Genomic DNA, 22,242 nt, shown 5'->3' with positions numbered 1-22,242 from the left:
TGCTTTAGGTACAATGGAAAAGGGGGTATCCCAAAAGGTACATCTGGACCTTTTGGGATACCCCTGAAAAAATGTACGGAGTCGCTATATTTTTTCGTGTTATGAGAAGTCGTTTCTCCTTTCGAGGTGAATAGAGCTAAGCTCCATCGTTATTCCTTACATTTGAAAGCAGTCTTCTCTCAACGATCTATTGTACATTCACTCTTCGCTTACGTTTCCTTAATAACAAAAATGTCAATCCTACAAACAATAATCCTAATCCAAGGAACATGTAATTAAATAGAGCAGTAGCTGTATTAGGTAATTCCTTATAATCTTCAAGCCCTTCGCTAGCCTTGATTAATTCAGCTAACGCCTGATCTATTTCTAATTGAGTGGCATTAGGGTCATTTAACACGTCCAGCGCTCTGCTTAATGCTTCTTGATAGCGTTCCCAGCTTTTACTCGTGTAATCAGAATTGTTTAACCCTTTCGCATAATCGACAGCTTCTTGAAGTGCGGTTTTGTCGACAGTTAATGCTTGTCGCGCAGCTTCTAGGTCAGCTCTTGCTTGATCGATCTCCTCTTGTGTAGATGCCGGATTATTCAACACTTGCTTAGCAGCCTCTAAGGCTTGTACGTAACGAGCCCAGCTCTCTTTCGAATAATGTGCTTCATCGAGCGTTTCTGACTGTGCTACTTCTTCTTTCAAACCTTGCTTATATACAAGATTCTTATAAGCCTCTTCAAGATTCGCCAGAGCTTGATCTACTTCATCTTGAGATGCTTCTGGATCTGACAGTACATTTCTTGCATGTTGTAACGCTCGGTCAAAATCATTCCATGAATCACCGGTATATGCAGAATCTTGTAATCCTCTATTTGCAATACCTTCTTCTAATTGAATAAGTGATTCCTTATCAACAACAATAAAGCTATGATATTTTGTAACATCTGTACGACCTTCTTGTGATGATGTCACTTCTACCTGATATTCACCTGGTTCAAGCTTCTCTAGAACTTGATACGACCAAGTTCCATCTGGGTTGATGATTAAATCATCTTGATTGACGACCATTCGTTCTCCGTCTGGCGCAATAATAGTAATAACCGCATGATCTGCATCAGGATCGACAGTACCTCTTATCGCTGGAGTCGTATCATTTGTGATGCCATTCGGTCCTTCAATTTGCAGAGCTTGACCGAAGCTATCGTATGCAGCAAATTCAAAATTAGCTACTGCCGTTCCGTTTTCTTCATCACCAATGAGATTGGAGCTACCAGCTTCTTCATCGTACAACACTTGGATATCTGCATCACTTGAAAGCTGTGTGCCATCAGCCAAAGTAAGCTTTAACTGATTTGACTTCCCTTCTTGATCTAAGCCAATTCGTTCAACAGCGATCACTTCGACTAATTGTCCATCAACAGTAACCGTAAATCCTGCTGTTAAATCGGCATTTTCATCTATAAAAGTTACATTCTTTCCAAACTCGACAATGATTTCACCGTGTCCATGGAGAAACTTTGCATCTTCTGCAATAGGTGCATGCTTCTCTAATCCCTCTCGCGCTACTCGTAAATCTTCTAACGCTTGATCTACTTCATTCTGTGAAGCTGTTGGATTATTTATTACTTGTTGCGCATTTTCTAATTCTCTAACAAAATCATCCCATCCTGATCGATAATCATCTTCTTCAAATTGAATGACTTCATCAAGTACTTCTTGAAGAACGGATTTATCAACCACTGTGAATGATTCTTCCTTCACAACTGCAGAACGACCTTCTTTTGTTGCTGTCACAACTACTTGATAATCACCTAAATCAAGTGGCTCCAAACCTGCCCACTCGCTATCAGATACCGTCCACGTGCCATCCTCTTTATTGACTATAGCAAGAATCTCCGTCACAACGTTCCCATCTGCGTCAACGATATCAACCTTAACAGAGTCTACTTCCCCGTCTACTGTACCATTAAATGACGGCGTTGAGTCATCTGTGTTACCAGTCGTTCCTTCAATTTGAAGCGCTGCCCCAAATTCATCCGTCGCAGGAAAATCTCCCTGAAAATCTCGAACTGGTCCTGGATTGTCTTCTTCAGCACCAATTAAGTTGCTACCTGCTAATTCTTCATTGTATGCAACAGTGACTTTCACATCACTATCTAACTCCTCATCAACAGTTAATATCACGTTAACACCATTAGCGACTGCATTTGTAACTGTTAATTGACGTTCATGTTCACCTTCGCCTACTGTTACAGTAAATCCATCTGTCGTATTTTCCAAATTTGCAAACACAACACTTTTATCAAATTCAATCACAAGCTCATTTGAACCATGTTCAAAGCTTGCAAAATGTTCTACTGGAGACACTCTAACTAAACCATCTTTTGCATTTTGTAATTCACTTAAAGCCTGATCAATAGCTGCCTGGTTCGGATTTGAACCACCTGCATTAGCTATTTCGTCTAAAATATCTTTTGCATTTTGAAGTGCTTCTGAAAATGCAGGATCACGATCTGATGAATCACTATCCCACCCTGACTGATACTCGGATTCAACTAAATCCTTCACTACATTATAGTAATCTTCTAATTCAGCATAATCGACAAACGTAAAATTCGTCACTTCTACATCAGATGTTGCGCCACCCTTAGATGCAGTAGCTTCTATCGTGTACTCCCCTCGTATCAAATCATCAGCAAGCTCAATAGACCAAGCGCCATCCTCTTCTACATTTGCTGGACCATTGTAGACTATATGACCTTCAGGACTAGTAACGACTACATCTACAGATGAACCTGGTTGCGTCGTACCTGCAATCCCTTTTTGCGTTGGATGATAAATGAATTCACCATCTTCGGGTCCAACAATCTCTAAATCAGATGTTAACTCTGCACTTGCCTCCTCTTGCGTATTCATTTTAATAACAAGCTCACTATCTACTAATTCAACACTTCCATTGTTGGCATCTGTTAACTCAATGTTAACTGGACGGTCACCACTGTATTCCGTATTCTGATAATAGACAAGCTGAGCAATCGCCTCTACCACTTCTGTAGAAACTTGACTACTAACAACACGGACATTATTAATACGTAATTCTGCACCTAATGCTCGGCCACCTGTTCGATCAAATGAACCAGCTACAAAACGGAATTTATAATTTCCGGTTTCATCAACAGTTCCATTCGTCGTTGTCCAGTATTGATCAAAGCCTCTACCATACATCAATAAACTAACGACCTCTTCCGTATTAGCATCTAGAAGAAACCCATACACTTCATAATCGTCATGTGTACTCGTATTCGATGTCGTTCTCGCTCTCCAATCAAAGTACAATTGATCGCCTGCATTCGCATAAAACGCACTACTTGTTGCCTGTACAGCAAAAGCTGATGTCTGCGCAGAAGACGTTGAATCGTTCACTAGTCCTCGTTGAAATCCTAATTTTAAATAATTTCTACTTTCAGGCTCATCATCATTAGGATCATTCGCTATAAAAACGCCTCTGTATAAATTATTTATATCTCGAATATCAAATTGGGTCGATTCTGAACCTTCATAATTAGGTCTCCCACCTGTCCCATCATACCTTACATCCGTTATGTACGTATAATCTGGGCCAGAGACCGTATATGGTGGTCCACTGTCTGAAATTTGCGTGTACGGTCTCCCTTGTGTTCTAGAAGCCAATTCACCTAGAATAATAGGTTGATAGGATTCATAGGTTACATGTTCATTAGGATAGATATCCCAATCAGGGACATAACCAGTGTGTCCAACTTGCTCAAAGTTCCCATTCGGTAATGGTGTAGACAAATCAATTTGAAGTGGACCCGCTTCCCCGTTATTTATACGATTAACAGAAGCAATCGGAGCACCATCTAGAAGGATTTCTCCATTCGCATTAATAGTAATCGTCTTGATTTCTCCATCCACATCAACTGTCGTCGTAGCACCTTCTGGGATAACTAACTTATCCGTACCCACATATGGTTCTTCAATACGAAAGATTAGTTTCCCCTCAGCTAATGACGGAGTAGCGACTTCACTAATTTGAAAATTAGGAGCCACTTGTACCTCATCGCCAATAAGCGGATTGTATTCAATGTCTTCTAATTCAGCAGCCAATACTGTTTGACCACCGAATCCAGGTACGACTATTCCCAAAATTAAAATAAAAATCATAAAAATGACCATTTTGGACTTGTAGCGCCTCATTTCCGTATCACTCCTTCTCGTTCAAATTTTGATTAACTCCTCCAAAAGCCTTAGACTTTTACTCTAAGGACGGAGCAGCCACCACCTTTTTAGTATAGAAGGATCACATTCACAATAACTAAACAAAAACGACATAAATAGGCATAAATTAATAGTTCTTTATAATGACTTTGTCGGTTTTTGCTGAATATAGAACTCTATTTTCATTTAAAATGATTATATAGTCCTATTTTTTATATTTGTATAGATTTCTGACTATTATACTTTTATCATATTCATTACTTACTCTTTAGGAGATTGCTACAAAACGATTCCATAAATAGTTTTGTAGTAGGTTATCATTATATCAATATAGAAATATGTATTTTCGCTACACGGAACGATATTCTTTCGAACTAGCAAATGCGTACTATGTATATCCATTAAATTTATATGTTCATTACTGAAAAACTATCTAAAAAAAGGAGAATATAATATGAATGTTTGTTTGTTTGATGATGAGCCATTAGCATTAACGTTTTTAGAACGGAAATTAGCTAAATTAAAATATATTAATATACTTTTCAAATCAACTAAACCTTCGATCGAGGATAAGAAGAAGCTATTAGCTGAAGCCGACTTAGTTTTCTTAGACATCGAGATGAGAAAAGTAAATGGTCTCGTTCTTGCAGAAAAGATACTTCAAGTTAACCCTTCTATTAATATTGTCTTTGTCACTGCGCACGACCAATATGCAATTGAAGCCTTTGAATTGAATGCCTTAGATTATATACTAAAGCCTGTCTCCCCTGAACGATTAGAAAATACAATTCAACGAATCGAAACACTCCCTTCAACTTTAAATAAAACAAAATCAGATTCTACTAGTCCACTTAGAATAAATGTATTAGGTGATTTTAAGGTACACTATTCTCATTCCTACAGCTTTGAAAAGATTACTTGGAGGACAAGTAAATCCAAGGAATTATTCCTGTATCTACTTCAACATGAGGGGAAAACAGTCTTAAAATCGCAAATTATTGACGTATTATGGGGACAGCACAACCTAAAGAAGGCTTATTCTAACTTGTACATGAGTATTTACAATATTCGCAAAACCTTTGGGTCATTTCAAAATTATATAGTCGTATCTAATGTACATGAAGGATATTTACTAGAATTAAAAAACGTTATATTAGATAAAAATGAATGGAAACGAAAATTAGAAGCAGCTCCTTCAATCACCAATAGTACTCTTGAGATTTATGAAGACATTATGTCCTTGTATTCAGGGTCTTATTTAGTAACAAATGATTACATATGGCTAGAGAATGAAAGGTTTGAATTAGAGGAATTATGGCTTCATCGTGCCAGACTTATTGCAAATTGTTATATGGAAACCAATGATTTAGAAAAAGCCGTTCACTGGTATTTAAAAATACTTGAAATCAGACCTGAAGATGAACAAACATCCTTTTCCTTAATGAAAACATACGCAAGCTTAAACTACCGAATGTTTGTCGACTACCAATATCAACAATTATCGAAAAGTTTATCTAATATGAACTTAGAAATAGATCCAGTTATTAGCGATTGGTACTCACGGTGGAAGCAACAATACTAATGCGCAAGGCCTATAAGAGATGATATAATAATTGCAAACAGGAAATGGAGGGATTTCCATTGGTGGATAAGCATGCCATAATAGCCTGTCTTGTTGAAAGAGTTTCCCCTATTTTCATTGTTCTGTTTGGTTCTGCAACGAATGGATTTTTCCGAAACGACAGTGATATTGATATTGCTTACTTAAGCGAAACGTCTTTGACTAATTATGAACGCTTTATGCTTGCACAAAAATTAGCGTCACAACTTAATCGCGATGTGGATCTCATTGACTTGAAAGAAGCAAGCATTGTCTTTCGAGTTGAAATTATCCAATCAGGCAAAATCATTTACTGCTCAGACGAGACAAAGCGAATGTGGTATGAAATGAGAGCGCTCAAAATGTATGCAAAACTGAACGAAGAACGCAAACCCGTTTTAGATACAATCAACGAAAAGGGGACTATATATGGAGAATAATGTCATATTAAACAAAGTAAGTACTGTGGAACGCTGCCTAACACGAATTAAAGACGTTTATGGCAACGATCCTAACAACCTAACAGATTTGACCAAACAAGATTCCATTGTTCTCAACTTACAAAGAGCTTGCGAAGCGTGTATTGATTTAGCGATGCATATTGTTGCAACGAAGCAGCTAGGTATTCCACAAAATAGCCGTGATGCCTTTACCATCATCGAACAGGAAGGCCTCATACCTTCATCATTATCCCATCGTATGAAAGCAATGGTAGGTTTTCGAAATGTAGCTGTACATGATTATCAAGAAATCAACATTCAAATTTTAGAGAAAGTGATTGAGAATCATTTAGTTGATTTCACCTCATATACGAAAGCAATCCTTGCTCATAAATAATATCCACCTAGAGGAAAAAAAGCATCCCATAAGGTCAGCATTGACCTTACAGGATACGTCCTCTTACAAAAGGGAACTGAAAAAATTGATTTGTAACTCTTTCGGTACCACCTTACAACGTAACGACAATCGTACTTTCACCTTTTGCAGGAGTTAAGCTTATACCAAGCTCTCTATCCTCAGCTGTTGCTCCAGTCACACCTGCTACACGATTCACACCACGTAACGTAACCGTATATGGCTTACTGGCTCCTGTAACCGAGATCGTAATCGTTTCTCCTTCTCGTGTTGCTGTAAACGATACTTCCTCCTCACCTTGCTCAGCGTAAACAGTCGTTTCCGCTTTGTTTCCTGCTTCAAGCGCAAATAGCTGGAAGTCGACGTGATCAGCGAAATCATAGTCAGGCTTCGTATCATTGTGACCAACCGCAATGACAGAGTTCGGGCGAACAAAGAGTGGCACACTTAAATAATCATGGTGCTCCTGCTTCCACGCTCCTCCTTCAATCGTACGACCTGTTACAAAGTCCGACCACGTTCCTTCTGGTAAATAATATTTAGCGATTCCTTTTTCATTGAAGATTGGCGCTACAAGTAAAGACTGACCTAACATGTATTGACGATCAAGCTGATCACAATTCGGATCATTCGAATATTCAAGTACCATCGGTCGCATCATCGGAATTCCTTTTTGTGAGGACTCATTGGCCTCACTGAATAAATATGGCATGAGCTGACATTTCAGCTTCGTGAAGTGACGGACGACATCAACGGCTTCCTCATCATATAACCACGGAACACGATATGATCTACTTCCATGGAGACGGCTATGACTCGATAATAAACCAAATGCGGCCCAACGCTTATACACATCCGCCGTTGCTGTGCTTTCAAAGCCTCCAATGTCATGACTCCAATAGCCAAACCCTGACATTCCTAACGACAACCCACCACGTAAGCTCTCCGCCATCGATGCGTACGTTGCCGTACAATCTCCTCCCCAATGAACCGGGAATTGCTGACCACCAGCCGTTGCTGAACGAGCGAATAATGCAGCTTCCCCTTTGCCAAGCTTCTCCTCTAGCACATCAAAGACGACTTTATTATAGAGGAACGTGTAATAGTTATGCATCTTCACTGGATCAGAACCGTCATGGTAAACGACATCTGTCGGAATACGCTCACCGAAATCTGTCTTAAAGGAATCGACACCCATATCAACAAGATCACGTAGCTTATCCGCATACCATTGGCACGCTGCTGGATTCGTGAAATCGACAATTCCCATTCCAGGCTGCCACAAATCCCACTGCCATACATCACCATTTTCTTTTTTAATGAAATAGCCATTCTCCTTCGCTTCCATAAACAAGCTAGAACGCTGTGCGATATACGGATTAATCCAAACACAAATCTTCAAGCCCTTCGCCTTCAAGCGCTCAAGCATCTGCTGAGGCTCAGGAAAGATACGGTCATCCCACTCAAAGTTACACCATTGGAATTCCTTCATCCAGAAGCAATCGAAATGGAACACATGTAGCGGCAGGTCACGCTCTGCCATTCCATCGATAAAGGAATTAACTGTGTCCTCATCATAATCTGTTGTAAAGGAAGTCGTCAGCCATAACCCAAACGTCCACGCAGGAGGTAATGCTGGCTTACCCGTTAACGATGTGTAATTCTCCAACACTTCCTTCATCGACGAGCCACCAATGATAAAGTAATCTAGCTTCTGCCCTGGCACACTAAACTGTACCTTTGACACATGCTCTGAAGCTACTTCTAATGAAACATTTTCAGGATGATTAACAAACACACCGTAATTCTTATTCGTTAAGTAGAACGGGATATTTTTATACGACTGCTCAGAGCTCGTACCGCCATCCTTATTCCAAATGTCAACGACCTGACCATTTTTCACAAATGGCGTGAAACGCTCACCTAATCCATACACATATTCACCAGGATCAATACTGAGCTGATCACGCATATACGTCTGGCCATCATCAGCAATAACATGGGCAACACTTTTGAATTCACTCGCTGTTAGAAGCTCATCTTTATAATAGAAGCCAAGCTCCCATCCACCTTCTTTACTAATTTGTGCGCTTACATCTCCACTTGAAAAAACAACACCTTCATCATTGTTTTTAATTGAAACGGTTACATTTTCATCCTCTTTGATTTCAAAATGAGGCCCAAGATCACGTGCTCCTTTATGATGATCCACTTGTACTCGAATCACATCTTTCATCGGTGAAGATAAATTCACTTCAATTAACGGTGTATCAAGCTGCCCCGAACGATTCACAATTGGTTTTGGAGGACCAACTAGCGTAACCGAATCCTTATGCTGATCAACATCAAACAATTCGACTGGACTAATTAATTGATAACCCTCTTTTGTCAGCCATTGTCCATTACTGAATTTCATCTCGCATTCCCCTCTCGTTCACTTATTTTATTTTATAATTAAAATAATACTGATTAATTACGAGTATTTCTTGTATAATTGACACATAATCATAACACAATTCTGATATATTGGAGAGAATAAAATGAATAAGGATACATTATTAGAGGATCGCGTTCACGGTGACCCGATGTTTGCCTTTCATATTTATATGGTCGATTATCTTGATGGGGATGTGATTTTTCAATGGCATTGGCACCATGAGATGGAATTTCTCGTTATGGAACATGGTCAAGCGCTAATTCGGGTCGGTGCATCTGAAGTGACATTGCAGGAGGGAGAGGCGTTATTCATTCCGAGCGGACAGCTACACGCTGCTTATCCAGTGGGCAACGAGCCTTTCCGCTTGCAAGCAATCGTCTTTCATAGTCAGCTCATCAACAGCGCGACCTATGATACGATACAAAGTCATTTCATTGACCGACTGTTAGAGTGGGACGATGACGAACCAATTCTCATTAAAGAAGCTAGCGCTTTTCGTCATATCGAAGCCATCCTCTCACATTATGATGAAAAGAATTCAACCTATCCTTTGCTAATAAAAGGGGAGCTCTTTCTCCTATTCGCTTACCTTATGGACGAATATGAGGTTAAACGGAAATCACCAGCTCGAACCGAAAAGAGCGAGAACATCACTCGTCTGAAGCAGGTGCTCACGTATATGGATAAAAGCCTTCAAGAACGTCTTACTGTTAACGACCTTGCCTCGCATATTCAAATGAGCGACGGTCACTTTAGTCGTTTTTTCAAATCGTATATTAAAATGACACCAATTGACTACTTGAATCATGTCCGCATTAATAAAGCCGCGAAGCTACTAAAGGAGACAGATCGCTCCGTTCTCGACATTTCTCTTGAGGTAGGTTTTGAGAACACAAGTTATTTCATTCGCATGTTCAAACGAAAGAAATCATGTACACCATCTGAATTTCGGAAAGGTCGTGGGTAGTTGGGGGCATTCTCAGTGTAGCGGTTCCTCAATCCGCTATTCCCTCTCAAGTTCGTCTATTCACAGCGTTTGGGTTCCTCATTCCTCTATTTTAAGCTTTCCAGACCCATTTCACCCTATTTTTGCTGAAATAGCGGAAGGAGGAGGACCCTATCTCCTCAACCTACGGATTTTCCGTTATTTAACGGCAGGGGGAGTACTCATTAACTCTCTGATGGCGGCAATCTCCTCTTCGCGCAGCACATACTAGGATTTATTTTTACTCAACCATTTGCGAATTGACTCACTTTATGGTATTTTTAACCTATCAACACATACACTAAAAAAACGAATGGCCAATGCTGGTAACATTAGCCATTCTAAGCATTAGATATTCCCAGTTTTGGGAAGCTGTCATCTTCTAAAACCGGTGACACACAGCCACCCTTTATGCTGCCAGCAAAGGGTGGCTACTTCTTGTCCTCATCCTTAAATGATAAGATTGAAATCACAAGCATTCCAAACATAATCATCAATGAGATGCCCTCAAAAGCAGTCAACGCATCACCCCCTTCCATTAGGGGATCAGCTAACCCTTCACCTTCTTATCTAATACCTGCCTTCTAGTATACCTTATTTTTCCTTCGAGTTCCTCCCATCTTGATATTTCTAATTAGATTGTAAAATAACTTCATGCCATCATAAAAGTGAACGACTATTTAACGATAGACTTAAAAGAAATTTGATTTCAATTGCTCTAGACTCCATTTAATTAAACGTTTATTTAATTTCAACATCTTCTCTCTTTCAGTCATGCATGTTACGATATACCTAGATCATAAGAAGGATAAAGCGAGGTTGGTCATGAAGCAAACATTTACCCACGTTGAATTACAGCTACCTGCTATTGTCGCGATATCAAAACGGGAGAAAATCACTTTTTTTACGATAAAGGATCAATTAAAGGCGTTTACGAAGCATGGAGAGATCTCCTTACTCCCTAACGCTACAGACACTATCCTGCCTCATTTTCATGACAGCAAGAAGCTAATCGGCATTTGCTACGACATACAAAGAAACAATCCATCATCGACACAAAACGTCTATCTTTTAATAACCGCTAAAGATGACGAAGCATTAGTCGCTAAGGTCGATGAATACGTTAAGCAGCAAGAGCGAGAAGAACAGGAAAAACAGCGACGATTCGAGGCACAACTACAAAAGCAACAAGAGGACAGGCGCCAACAACAAGCGCAAAGAAAAGCAACCAGAGCACGAATAGCTGAAATAAAAGCGAAAAATCGAACCTATATGCAAACACAAAAGGTTCCCCCACCCACTCAAAAAAACTCAAGCTTACTAGGCTCAATGGTCGATTTCCTTTTTTCCAAACCGCAGTCTGCTCAACGAGTCACACACTGCTTTGACTGTAAACAGGGCCTTGACTCACAATTCGATTATAAATGTCAAACGTGTAATTGGTTAGTATGCAGTTGTGGCGCATGTGGCTGTACCTATCAGTTAACGATTAACTAATAGATCTGTTCAGATTAGAAAATCATGCAGGAGAGAGCCCTGAAAAAGGTTGATTTTTACTTTTTCAGGACCCTCCTCTTTTTACAACCTTCTTGATGGAACCTCATTCCTCTATTTCCATTATCAAACCGTTTCAGACCGCTTTTTTGGAACCTCATTCCGCTATTTGACTATTTGTGCTTCACATTTCTCTTTTTTTGGCTCATTAACGGAATGACGTTCCTCTTCATACGCTTAAACGACGTATTTCTTCCTTTTAACTTCCGTTCCGTTTGGCCTACCAGCACGACAAAGGCTTTAAGGTTGGATGATGGATTCCCCTTTCATCCAACCTTAAACGCAGATTCTTTTACAGCTAATCTCTAATAAGATCAAGCTCAACTGGAATAAATTCTTCTATATCCTCACCATTAAATAGGCTCATTGCCGCTTCAATCGCTTCCTCTCCGATTAAGACGGGTTGCTGTGCAACTGTACCGGCTAAACGACCAGTATCCACTTCTGCAACAGCATCCTCTGTCGCATCAAACCCTACAATAACTAAATCATCACGCCCAGCCGCAATAGCTGCTTCTAATGCTCCAAGTGCCATTTCATCGTTATGAGCAAAAACACCGACGATATCTGGATTACTTTGGAGAATGTTTTCCATCACCGTTAAGCCTTCTGCTCGATTGAAGTTCGCTGATTGTGCCGTTACAACATCTAGATCATTGTCTGCTACGTTATTAAACCCTTCTCCACGTTCACGTGCTGCTGATGAACCTGGAATGCCTTCTAGCTCAACTACTTGAGCGCCTTCACCGACTAACTCAACTAATAATTCTGCCGCCATTTCGCCACCTGCTACATTGTCTGAAGCAATATGAGCCGTAATTTCTCCACCATCAGATCCACGGTCCACTGTAATAACCGGAATGTTCGCAGCATTACTCGACTCGACAGCTGACACAACGGAAGAAGAATCGGTCGGGTTAATTAAAATAATATCAACACCACGCTGAATGAGATCTTCCACATCGTTCACTTGCTTCGCATCATCATCTTGCGCATCAACGGTGATTAATTCAATTCCTAGCTCATCTGCCTTAGCTTCCGCCCCTTCCTGCAATGTCACAAAGAACGGGTTGTTTAACGTTGAAATGGAAAACCCTACAACTAATTCATCACTATCGCCGTCTGCACGATCACCATTCTCTATTGGAGATTCCATCGAGCACGCCATTAACCACATGCTCATAATTGTTACAACTAACATCATTAATTTCTTTTTCATTTTAACCTTCCCCTTTATGCATTTTTTTTGCGGTCTAATAGTACCGCTAATAAGATCACACTACCTTTGACAACTTGTTGAAAAAATGAACTCACTCCCAATAAATTGAGACCATTGTTCAGAACTCCTATGATCAAGGCACCTATTAACGTGCCGACGATCCAACCTCGTCCACCAGTTAAGCTCGTTCCTCCAAGTACAACCGCCGCAATTGCATCAAGCTCGTACATCTGTCCCGCAGTTGGCTGGGCTGAGCTTAATCTTGACGTTAAAATAACACCTGCTAACGCAGATAGAAAACCTGTTAACGAGTACACGTATATTTTAATGCGACTCGCACTAATTCCTGATAAGATCGCCGCTTCTTCATTACCACCAACGGCATATACACGACGACCGAATGTGGTCTTCTTCAAAATTAAATACAAAACAACAAATGCTAGCATCATCGTCACAGCTGGCATAGGAATGCCAAAGAAGTAGCCTCGACCAATCATCGCGAAAAACGAACTGTCCCCTATACCTGAAATAGGCTGTCCACCTGTAAAGAATAACGTCAACCCACGATAGATTGTCATCGTCGCCAATGTTGCAATAAAAGGGGCTACCTTCCCTTTTGCAATGACAAAACCATTAAAGGCACCAAGTATTGTTCCAACAATTAAACCGATTAACACCGCTAGCACCGGATCAACGCCCGAGGCAATTAATGAAGCTGTTACCGCTCCTGAAAATGCGAGAATGGAGCCAACCGATAAATCAATCCCCCCTGTCAAAATAACAAACGTCATTCCAAATGCAATTAACGCATTAATGGATACTTGCCGCAAAATATTTAACAAATTAGATGCGGATAAAAAGCTCGGATTCAAGATTGAAATGATGATAACAATAAGTATGAGTCCGATGAAAGGGCCTAACATACTTAGCATAGAACTTAGTCGTTTATTAGCGAACATGCTTATCTCCCCCTGTCGCATAATGCATAATTTTCTCTTCTGATAATTCCTTCCGATCTAATATTGTCATAAGCTCACCTTCACACATCACAGCTACACGTGAGCTCATCCCAATAATTTCAGGTAGCTCAGAGGAAACCATAATAATAGCCACACCTTGGCTCGCTAAATCATTTATAATCGAATAGATTTCTTTCTTCGCACCAACATCGACTCCGCGAGTAGGTTCATCTAGAATTAACACATCGGGCTTCATCCCAAGCCATTTGGCAATGACCACCTTTTGTTGATTACCTCCACTTAATGACTTTGCTTTTTGTTCAGAGCCAGAAGAGCGAATGTGAAGTTTTTTAGCCATTTCGGTATACAGTGCCTTTTCACGAGATTGAATCATCCAGCCCTTTTCAGACAGGGTCTTTAAATTGGTTATATTCAAATTTTCTCGAATAGAAAAATCAACCACTAATCCTTTTGATTTTCGATCTTCTGAAACGAAAGCAACCCCTTGGGCAATTGCATCTGCCGGGCTCCGTATCGTTACTTTTTGACCGTCAATATACACCTCACCACGGTCAGCCTTTCGATAACCAAAGATCGTCTCCACTAACTCAGAACGACCTGCCCCCATCAATCCAGAGATGCCAAAAATCTCTCCTTTTTTTATATCGAAGGTAACGTTTTTAAATTCATCATTACGTGACAAACTCTTAACAGAAAGCTTCGTTTCACCCACATTCTCTTTCCGCTCAGGAAAACGTTGACCAAGCTCTCGTCCAACCATCATTTGCACAATCTCATCAAAGCTCGTGTCCTTAATCGTTTTCGTACCAACATATTGTCCATCTCGCAAAACAGTAATTCGATCGCATATTGAAAAAATTTCTTCCATACGGTGTGAAATATAAACAAACGAGACACCCTTTTGCTTTAATTTCTCCACCATCTCAAATAACGTATCGATTTCGCGATCAGTCAAAGCGGCAGTTGGCTCATCCATAATAATGACCTCCGCATTGGTCATGAGTGACTTGGCAATCTCAATTATTTGCTGCTTTCCAACTGAAAGGTGTTTCGCTAACGTCGTTGGCTTAAGCTTCAAGCCTAGCTTGACCAGCTGCTTCTCAGCGATCTTGTTCATTTCCTTCGTCTTCATCCAGCCCGTTTTCCCAAACGTTTTTTCATTCCCTAGAAATAGATTCTCTGCAACTGTTAGCTCTGGTAAAATATTTAACTCCTGATGAATAACAGCAATACCATCCTTCTCTGCCTGCTTAGGACTTGTATAGTGAACGTCTTTACCCTTCACGACAACCGTTCCTGAATCTCGCTCGTAAACACCAGAAAGAATTTTCATTAGCGTTGACTTTCCAGCGCCATTTTCCCCCATTAGTGCATGGATTTCTCCTTTTTTAATTTCAAAGTTGACCTGTTTCAATACTTGGTTCCCATTAAAGGACTTGTTGATTTCCGTCATCTCAATCATCTACACTCACCTCCAATTAGAAAATAACACCAGCCTGCAAAATAATATTGGCATATGGAGTCGTCTCACCTGTACGAATAACAGCCTTTGCCGTTTGACTCTGTTTCTTTAAGCGTTCATGGTCTACGTACTCAATTGGAAATTCATATTGCTGAATGGTTTCACACATTTGGGCATTTCTCATTTTTATTTCCTTCGCAACAATACCTTTTTCTACTTCCATATCAGCTAACACAACATCTAACGTCCGTAAAAAGGTCGGATCACCTAACTCCAATGACAAATCAATACATGGTACACCATCAGGAATGGGCAACCCACAATCGGCAATGACAATTTGATCCGTATGTCCGAGCTTAGCTAGAACACTTGAAATATCTCTATTTAAAATCCCCTTTTTCTTCATTCTGCATGAGCCCTTTCTGCTAAAAAATCCCTCACTTCTTCATCGGTCGGCATCCCACCTTGCGCTCCGAATTTCTGCACCGATAATGCAGCGGCTGCATTCGCGTATTGAATCGCATCCTTCATCTTCATTTGGCGTCCAAGCGCCACAGCCAAAGCACCATTAAAGGTATCACCAGCACCTGTTGTATCGACTACATCAACCTTATATCCGGGAAGAATTTCTTCCGCTAGGTCGTCTGTTAAATAACTGACGCCCTTTTCCCCTAGCGTGACAATTAGCTTCTCCTTATAGGTCTCTCTATCAAGCTCCATCTCATCCCTTTCCTTCTCATTAGGTGTCAAATAAGTCACAGCATCTAAGATAGCAGGCGATAACCGATGAGCTGGGGCCGGATTTAACAGAATCGGTACTCCTTTTTCTTTGCAGTAACCGGTTACACATTCAACCGTTTCAATCGGAATTTCTAATTGAACTATAACGATATCACTTCGATCAATAATAGCTAAATGCTGCATGATATAATCAGGTGTCACATCATAATTAGCACCCGCTGATACGATAATTCGATTATCTCGCTCCGAAAGCACAATGGTCGCAACACCTGTATGATTATCTGTAACCGGTTCCACATTGTCGATATTAACATTTTGCTCCTTCAAATGAGACTGAAGCTCTTTACCAAAAGAATCTTCCCCTACTCTTGCTATCATATGAACTTCTGCACCTAGGCGAGCTGCCGCAACGGCTTGGTTCGCTCCCTTTCCACCAGGCATTGTGCGAAAGCCCTCACCCATGACTGTCTCACCTTGCTCCGGTACCCTTACCGTCGTTGTCACCATATCCATATTGATACTTCCAATAACCGTAATAATAGGCTTTGATTTACTCATCTTCTTCACTCCTCGTCGTTTCACGTATATTCAACTGTGTCTCTAATTCATAGTGCAACGTTTCTAATGGCTGCTTTTCAATTTGCTTAATTAATAGCCTTGTAGAAATGGCACCCATCTCATAAATAGGCTGGATGACCGTTGATAACGAAGGGGTCAGCATCTCTCCAAGCGGAATCCCATCGAACCCAATTAATTGGACATCCGTTGGAATCTCTTTACCCACCTGCTTTGCTGCCTTCATCACTCCCGCTGCCATAATATCACTACTGGCAAATATCGCATCAATGGATGGATAACGCTCAAACAGATTAAGAGCGGTCTTTTTAGCATGATGAATGTTGAATTCAGACTCCACGACTACATGGGCAATGCCTTTCTTTTCCACTACTTCTTTGAAGCCTTTGTAGCGCTGGTCGGCTGTCTTCACTCCAACTGGCCCTCTTAAATGCACCAAAAACGTACTTCCGTTGTCAATGAGGTACTCTGTCGCCTGCTGTGCTCCGATAAAGTTGTTCGCTGTTACGATTGGAACAGAATCACTAATAGAGCGGTCAAGAGCAACCAATGGTACGTGTAAGCTTTTGTAATCATCGATCGATAATTGATTCGTTGATAGGATCAGACCATCAATATACTTTTGCTTAAGCGCATCCACATATTGCTGTTCCTTCCTTTTATCTTCATCCGTATTACAGATCACAACCGTATATCCGTATGTTAGTGCAACATCCTCAACGGCACGTGCTAATTCTGGGAAAAACGGATTCGAAATGTCTGGAATGAGCAAGCCGATCATCTTAGATGTCTTATGATACAAAGATCGCGCAACAGAATTCGGCTTATAATTTAAATCCTTAATGGCCTTTAATACAGCTATTTCTGCATCCTTACTCACATATCCTTTTTTGTTTAACACTCTAGATACTGTAGCAACCGACACATCGGCATACTTTGCTACATCTTTGATTGTTGTCATGTTCTCTCGCCTCACCTGTAACCGGTTACAGATACTATAATATGTCCATGCACTCTTGTCAACTATTATTCTTAGTGAAAATGCCACTTTTTTTATCGAGAGTGACCTAACAGGGGGTGAAAACGCTCCACTTCTATTAAAAACGCTCTAAATCGATCGAAAGCGCTCACTTGATATCCCTCGACAAAAACCCCTCCAACTTTATCCAGCTGGAGGGGTTCCCATTCACCTCTCTCTATTAATACGAATCATAGTATTCTTGAATTTCCTCTTCATCATCTGTAACCGTGAGCGCAAGCATTAGCAGTATGCGAGCTTTGTGCGGATTCAATGAATCAGCAGTCAAATAATCATCCTTATGCGAAACCGTTCCATTCCCTACTCGCGAAGCACGAACGATTGGCATACCCTCTTCCATTATGTCCATTGCCGCCTCCTGCATGACCGATGACATGGAACCGTTACCTGGACCTGCAAAAATAATCCCCTTTGCTCCATTTTCAACTGCTGCATCAAGCATGTATGGATCATTATTTTGATGACCGTAAATGATATCGACTTGTGGTAATTCCTCTAAGTCTGAGATGTCAAATGGCGTCTCGGTCGTATGCGATTGTGTTATTTCAGTATAATAATGTGGCACGCCGCCAACGATTCTTCCAAGGTACCCTTCTTCTGTAGCCACAAATGTATCAACCGCTGTTGTGTCTGTCTTCGTAACATGTCTCGCTGAAGCAATTCGATCATTAAAGGAAACAAGCGTCCCGCGACCAACTGATTCCTCATGCCCCGCAACTAAAACCGCATTATACAAATTCAATGGACCATCAGCACTCATGGCAGTTGCTGGCCGCATCGCTCCAACTAACACGACAGGCTTATCACTTTTTACGACTAAATTTAAAAAGTATGCTGTTTCTTCCATCGTATCTGTGCCATGTGTGACAACAATCCCATCAACATCATCTGTCGCTAATAATTCATTAATACGATTACCTAATGTTAGCAAGTGCTCGTTCGTAATATCAGGGCTTCCTATATTCACAATTTGCTCACCATTAATGTTAGCAATCTCGGTCATTTCAGGCACAGCTTCAATCAATGCTTCAATGGCAATATCCCCTGCCTGATAATCAGTCGTATTCGTTCCCACGCTACCAGATCCAGCTATCGTCCCACCAGTTGCTAGAATCGAAATGTTTGGTAAATCCTCATTAAATTCCTGCTGTTCTGCTTCCTCTTCTCCATTTCCTTCCTCCGCGACAACGGCTTCTCCATCTTCAATCGGATCAGCCTCAGCTTGCTCAACCGTCTCCTGTGAGCATGCCACCATCAGTGTAACAAATGCCATGAGCGTAAACGTAAACTTCTTCATGCTGTAAATTCCTCCTTCATCTCTACTACTACTATTTCTGACTATGTATTGGAAAAGTAGTATGCTAGAAATATAGCAGGAACCTCCTACTTCTTGGTGATTATTGTAAGAAATTATTACATGAAAATAATTTTAGTTGCGCTTTCATTATTATAAATACGCTCACTTTTTATCATTTTCCGACAGAAGACTCCCTCTTCAATCGTGTGAAGGGCGAAGCCCAACGATAAGGGGGAGATGAATCGGTTAGGCGATAGCCTAAAGGCTTTTGTTGCCCACTTCATATCTTAATGATATAATCAGTCTTAGGTAAAAGAAAGGCTGATGTTGTAATGAAATTGGATAGTAATAATCATTCAGTATTCTTAATGTATTACCATCTTGTGCTAGTTGTAAAATATCGTAGAGAAGTCTTTGATGATAAAGTATCTGACTATGCTAAGGATATGTTTGTAAAGCTAGGCGAGAAATATAATATCTCTCTAGTCGAATGGCATCATGATAAAGACCATGTTCACATCTTGTTCAAAGCACACCCTAATACAGAATTGTCAAAGTTCATCAATGCTTATAAAAGTGCAAGTTCTCGTCTGATAAAACGCGACTTCCCACAAATAAGAAAAAAGCTATGGAAAGAAATGTTTTGGTCGAGAAGTTTTTGCTTACTAACTACTGGCGGATCTCCAATCAACGTAGTTAGAAAGTACATTGAAAATCAAGGTCTAAAGTGAGGTGAAAACAATGTTAGTCAACAAAGCATACAAATTCCGTATCTATCCAACCAAAGAACAGGAAATCTTAATTGCTAAAACAATCGGATGTAGTCGTTTTGTATTTAATCGCTTTTTAGGGCAATGGAACGATACATACAAAGAAACTGGCAAAGGTTTAACTTACCATTCTTGTTCTGCTGAATTAACACAACTAAAAAAGAAATTAGTATGGCTAAAAGAAGTTGATAGCATTGCCCTTCAATCCTCACTGAAAAACCTTGCTGATTCGTATACTCGATTCTTCAAGAAACAAAATAAAGCACCACGCTTCAACTCTAAAAAGAATAAGGTACAATCCTACACGACTAAAGAAACAAACAATAACATTGCCATTGTAGACAGCAAAATCAAATTGCCGAAACTTGGTCTTGTTCGCTTTGCCAAAAGTCGTGAAGTACATGGTCGTATCCTTAATGCTACTGTTAGACGAAATCCTAGTGGTAAATACTTTGTATCCATTCTTGCAGAAATAGAAGTACAGTCATTGGAGAAAACTGAATCATCTATTGGTATAGACTTAGGCATCACTGACTTTGCCATTCTTTCTGATGGTCGCAAGATTGACAACAATAAATTCACATCAAAAATGGAAAAGAAACTAAAACGTGAACAGCGAAAGCTTTCAAGACGTGCGTTAAATGCTAAAAACAATGATAGTAACCTTCTTGATGCAAAAAACTATCAGAAACAAAAACGTAGAGTTGCTAGATTACACGAAAGAGTAATGAACCAGCGTGACGATTTTCTTAACAAGTTAAGTACAGAGATAATCAAAAACCACGATATTGTCTGTATCGAAGAATTGAACACCAAAGGAATGTTACGCAATCATAAGTTAGCAAAATCAATCTCTGATGTATCATGGTCTGCCTTTGTAACTAAATTAGAATACAAAGCGAAATGGTACGGTAAAACAATCGTGAAAATAAGCAGATGGTTTCCGTCTAGTCAGATATGTTCCGATTGTGGATATCAAAATGGCAAGAAATCTCTTGAAATAAGGGATTGGACTTGTCCTGTTTGCCACGAACATCACGATAGAGATATAAATGCTAGCAAAAATATCCTAGCCGAAGGCTTAAGAACCTTAGTTTTGGCTTAAACAAAAATATAGAACCGTAGGAATCTACGGGGATAGCTTGGTCAATAAGAGAAACCTCTGTTGGCAAAGAAATACGCTAACAAGTACGCTCTATTCCCAAGAATCTCCCACTTCAAACAACCCGAAAGGATGTTAAGTGGTGAGTAGTTCAAGATGGAAGTATTCTATACGATTTCAAGAATGATGAAACAAAAATATGCGATATTGATTTTTATCGAGAGGCACCTTCTATAAATGATTTAGGTGAGGGTTTCTGGGGGTCAAATCGTTCAAAATCCCCAGAAGAATTTGAACTTGGGTCTCCAATTGATTCTATTACGAATGTCTTCAATCTTGGCGCGATTGCGTTTGGACTACTAGGTGGTGAAATGGATCGTTCCTTCTCAAAATGGGATGCTAATCAAGGTCTTTATGAAGTTGCAAGAAGAGCAGTCGAAGAAGATCGCAATAATAGATATTCAATGATAAAAGAATTCTATGATGCTTGGAAGTCTGTATTAAATCAATAAACTACTAAAAGTCACTTAGATGTTTTAAAAAGCGCATGATATAACGGTGCCACTCATAAAAATTGTTTTGCGAGGATGGGATTAGATGCACTTAGGATGGTCAATCATGATTTATGGAATATGTTTATCTATCATTCTTTCAACAATTATCTTGGTAACCTTGTATTACAACCCTAGACTACTTTTGCAATCCTATCCTGCTGGCATTCAAAAAGTAGTTGCTGAAAAGACTAAATATGAAAAAATGCAAACCAAGTTTGTAGGTATATTCTTTATGCTCTTTCTCATAGGCATTCCAGTCGTTTCCACTTTATTAATGAAGCAGTCGTATGGCGGTGAAATCTCTTTTCTAGTTGCCTTCATCAATATGTTTGGAATAATAACTGTCTTCAATGTAGTCGATTGGCTCATTATCGACTGGCTTCTAATTTGTAGCGTCACGCCAAAGTTCGTTATCATCAACGGGACAGAAGGCATGTCTGAATACAAAAATCATTTTCACCATTTTAGAGGCTTTGTTATTGGTATTTGTCTGTCTCTTGTTACAAGCTTGGTCTTAGCGACAGTAATTTCGTTATTATAGTTATTCAAAACAGAAATGGCAGAGCTTTTACAAAAGACAGGTAGAACGATAGAGAAAGCTGAAGAAGAACGTTTCTTGCTCAACTAAGAGAATTAGCAACTATTCATAGAGCGGTTTAACAAGGAGGAGAGATTTTGTGTAAAAGGCTAACTACTTATGGAAAAATATGCATGATATCGAGTGTGATATTTTTTATCTCCGGCTTAATAATAGTAGTTTTCGGTTTAATCACTGGTCAATTTATGAGCTTAATAATATCGTTATTGGGTTTAGGGTTTGTTTGTGCTGGAAGCCTTTACTTA

At 40.0% G+C, this 22,242-nt stretch carries 18 protein-coding genes and 1 pseudogene; 9 read left to right on the top strand and 10 right to left on the bottom strand.

All coding sequences use genetic code 11. The features are described from left to right. Positions 1-187: 187 nt before the first annotated feature. Positions 188-4,207 (bottom strand): LPXTG cell wall anchor domain-containing protein, encoded by a 4,020-nt coding sequence (locus ACERJO_RS11295; protein WP_373647499.1) that lies wholly within the window; start codon positions 4,205-4,207, stop codon positions 188-190. A 475-nt stretch (positions 4,208-4,682) separates the two neighbouring features. Between ACERJO_RS11295 and ACERJO_RS11290 the strand changes: the two genes are divergently transcribed. Genes ACERJO_RS11290 through hepT form a run of 3 tightly spaced genes read left to right on the top strand, consistent with a single transcriptional unit; the run spans position 4,683 to position 6,665 of the window. Beyond that, positions 4,683-5,810 (top strand): response regulator, encoded by a 1,128-nt coding sequence (locus tag ACERJO_RS11290; RefSeq protein ID WP_373647497.1) that lies wholly within the window; start codon positions 4,683-4,685, stop codon positions 5,808-5,810. 59 nt (positions 5,811-5,869) lie between these two features. Next, positions 5,870-6,268 (top strand): type VII toxin-antitoxin system MntA family adenylyltransferase antitoxin, encoded by a 399-nt coding sequence (gene mntA / locus ACERJO_RS11285; RefSeq protein ID WP_247102578.1) that lies wholly within the window; start codon positions 5,870-5,872, stop codon positions 6,266-6,268. After that, positions 6,258-6,665: a type VII toxin-antitoxin system HepT family RNase toxin gene (hepT, locus tag ACERJO_RS11280; RefSeq protein WP_373647496.1), complete on the top strand. Its 408-nt coding sequence runs from the start codon at positions 6,258-6,260 to the stop codon at positions 6,663-6,665. Before mntA ends, hepT begins: the two co-directional genes overlap by 11 nt. A 112-nt stretch (positions 6,666-6,777) precedes the next feature. Here the strand turns inward: hepT and yicI are convergent, their stop codons facing one another. Next, complete coding sequence (gene yicI, locus ACERJO_RS11275; protein WP_247102575.1) at positions 6,778-9,099, bottom strand: alpha-xylosidase; 2,322 nt, start codon at positions 9,097-9,099, stop codon at positions 6,778-6,780. A 124-nt stretch (positions 9,100-9,223) separates the two neighbouring features. Here yicI and ACERJO_RS11270 point away from each other — a divergent pair, with 124 nt between their 5' ends. Further along, entirely contained in the window at positions 9,224-10,087 is an 864-nt protein-coding gene (locus tag ACERJO_RS11270; RefSeq protein WP_373647495.1) for a helix-turn-helix transcriptional regulator, read from the top strand. Between the two features lie 449 nt (positions 10,088-10,536). Here ACERJO_RS11270 and ACERJO_RS11265 read toward each other — a convergent pair whose 3' ends face one another. Beyond that, positions 10,537-10,626, bottom strand: a complete 90-nt coding sequence (locus ACERJO_RS11265; protein WP_247102572.1) for a putative holin-like toxin — start codon at positions 10,624-10,626, stop codon at positions 10,537-10,539. A gap of 304 nt (positions 10,627-10,930) precedes the next feature. On the opposite strand from ACERJO_RS11265, the gene ACERJO_RS11260 reads away from it, so the two are divergent. Next, positions 10,931-11,602, top strand: a complete 672-nt coding sequence (locus tag ACERJO_RS11260; RefSeq protein ID WP_373647494.1) for a DUF3801 domain-containing protein — start codon at positions 10,931-10,933, stop codon at positions 11,600-11,602. A 355-nt stretch (positions 11,603-11,957) separates the two neighbouring features. On the opposite strand, the gene rbsB is transcribed toward ACERJO_RS11260, so the two are convergent. The 7 genes from rbsB to ACERJO_RS11225 form a co-directional block, all read right to left on the bottom strand. Then, on the bottom strand, positions 11,958-12,878 hold the full coding sequence (gene rbsB / locus ACERJO_RS11255; protein WP_373647493.1) for a ribose ABC transporter substrate-binding protein RbsB: 921 nt from the start codon (positions 12,876-12,878) through the stop codon (positions 11,958-11,960). Positions 12,879-12,892: 14 nt separating this feature from the next. Beyond that, positions 12,893-13,837 carry an ABC transporter permease subunit gene (locus ACERJO_RS11250; RefSeq protein WP_373647492.1) on the bottom strand — a complete coding sequence of 315 codons (945 nt, stop codon included), beginning with the start codon at positions 13,835-13,837 and terminating at the stop codon, positions 12,893-12,895. Then, the gene (locus ACERJO_RS11245) at positions 13,827-15,320 is read right to left on the bottom strand and encodes a sugar ABC transporter ATP-binding protein (protein WP_373647491.1); all 1,494 of its coding nucleotides are present in this window, start codon (positions 15,318-15,320) and stop codon (positions 13,827-13,829) included. The genes ACERJO_RS11250 and ACERJO_RS11245 overlap by 11 nt, the downstream gene beginning before the upstream one ends. A 16-nt stretch (positions 15,321-15,336) precedes the next feature. Then, positions 15,337-15,726, bottom strand: coding sequence for a D-ribose pyranase (gene rbsD / locus ACERJO_RS11240; RefSeq protein WP_247102560.1), 390 nt, complete (start codon positions 15,724-15,726; stop codon positions 15,337-15,339). Continuing rightward, complete coding sequence (rbsK, locus tag ACERJO_RS11235; RefSeq protein WP_373647489.1) at positions 15,723-16,619, bottom strand: ribokinase; 897 nt, start codon at positions 16,617-16,619, stop codon at positions 15,723-15,725. The genes rbsD and rbsK overlap by 4 nt, the downstream gene beginning before the upstream one ends. After that, positions 16,612-17,598, bottom strand: a complete 987-nt coding sequence (locus tag ACERJO_RS11230) for a LacI family DNA-binding transcriptional regulator (RefSeq protein ID WP_373647488.1) — start codon at positions 17,596-17,598, stop codon at positions 16,612-16,614. The genes rbsK and ACERJO_RS11230 overlap by 8 nt, the downstream gene beginning before the upstream one ends. A gap of 238 nt (positions 17,599-17,836) precedes the next feature. After that, a complete protein-coding gene (locus tag ACERJO_RS11225) occupies positions 17,837-18,973 on the bottom strand; it encodes a type II asparaginase (RefSeq protein WP_373647486.1) in 1,137 nt (378 codons plus the stop codon). Between the two features lie 332 nt (positions 18,974-19,305). On the opposite strand from ACERJO_RS11225, the gene tnpA reads away from it, so the two are divergent. The 4 genes and pseudogenes from tnpA to ACERJO_RS11205 all read left to right on the top strand — a co-directional run bounded on the left by tnpA (position 19,306) and on the right by ACERJO_RS11205 (position 21,940). Next, a complete protein-coding gene (gene tnpA / locus ACERJO_RS11220; protein WP_373647485.1) occupies positions 19,306-19,704 on the top strand; it encodes an IS200/IS605 family transposase in 399 nt (132 codons plus the stop codon). 10 nt (positions 19,705-19,714) lie between these two features. Next, entirely contained in the window at positions 19,715-20,848 is a 1,134-nt protein-coding gene (gene tnpB / locus ACERJO_RS11215; protein ID WP_373647484.1) for an IS200/IS605 family element RNA-guided endonuclease TnpB, read from the top strand. Between the two features lie 152 nt (positions 20,849-21,000). Then, a pseudogene (locus ACERJO_RS11210) lies at positions 21,001-21,357 on the top strand (serine/threonine protein kinase); the annotation flags it as partial. A gap of 85 nt (positions 21,358-21,442) precedes the next feature. Next, the gene (locus ACERJO_RS11205) at positions 21,443-21,940 is read left to right on the top strand and encodes a nitroreductase (protein ID WP_373647483.1); all 498 of its coding nucleotides are present in this window, start codon (positions 21,443-21,445) and stop codon (positions 21,938-21,940) included. Positions 21,941-22,242: the final 302 nt, after the last annotated feature.

Source organism: Halalkalibacter sp. AB-rgal2 (assembly GCF_041821005.1).
Classification (GTDB): domain Bacteria; phylum Bacillota; class Bacilli; order Bacillales; family Bacillaceae_D; genus Halalkalibacter.
The sequence above is the reverse complement of the archived record's forward strand: the minus strand, read 5'-3'. Positions and strand labels throughout refer to the sequence as shown.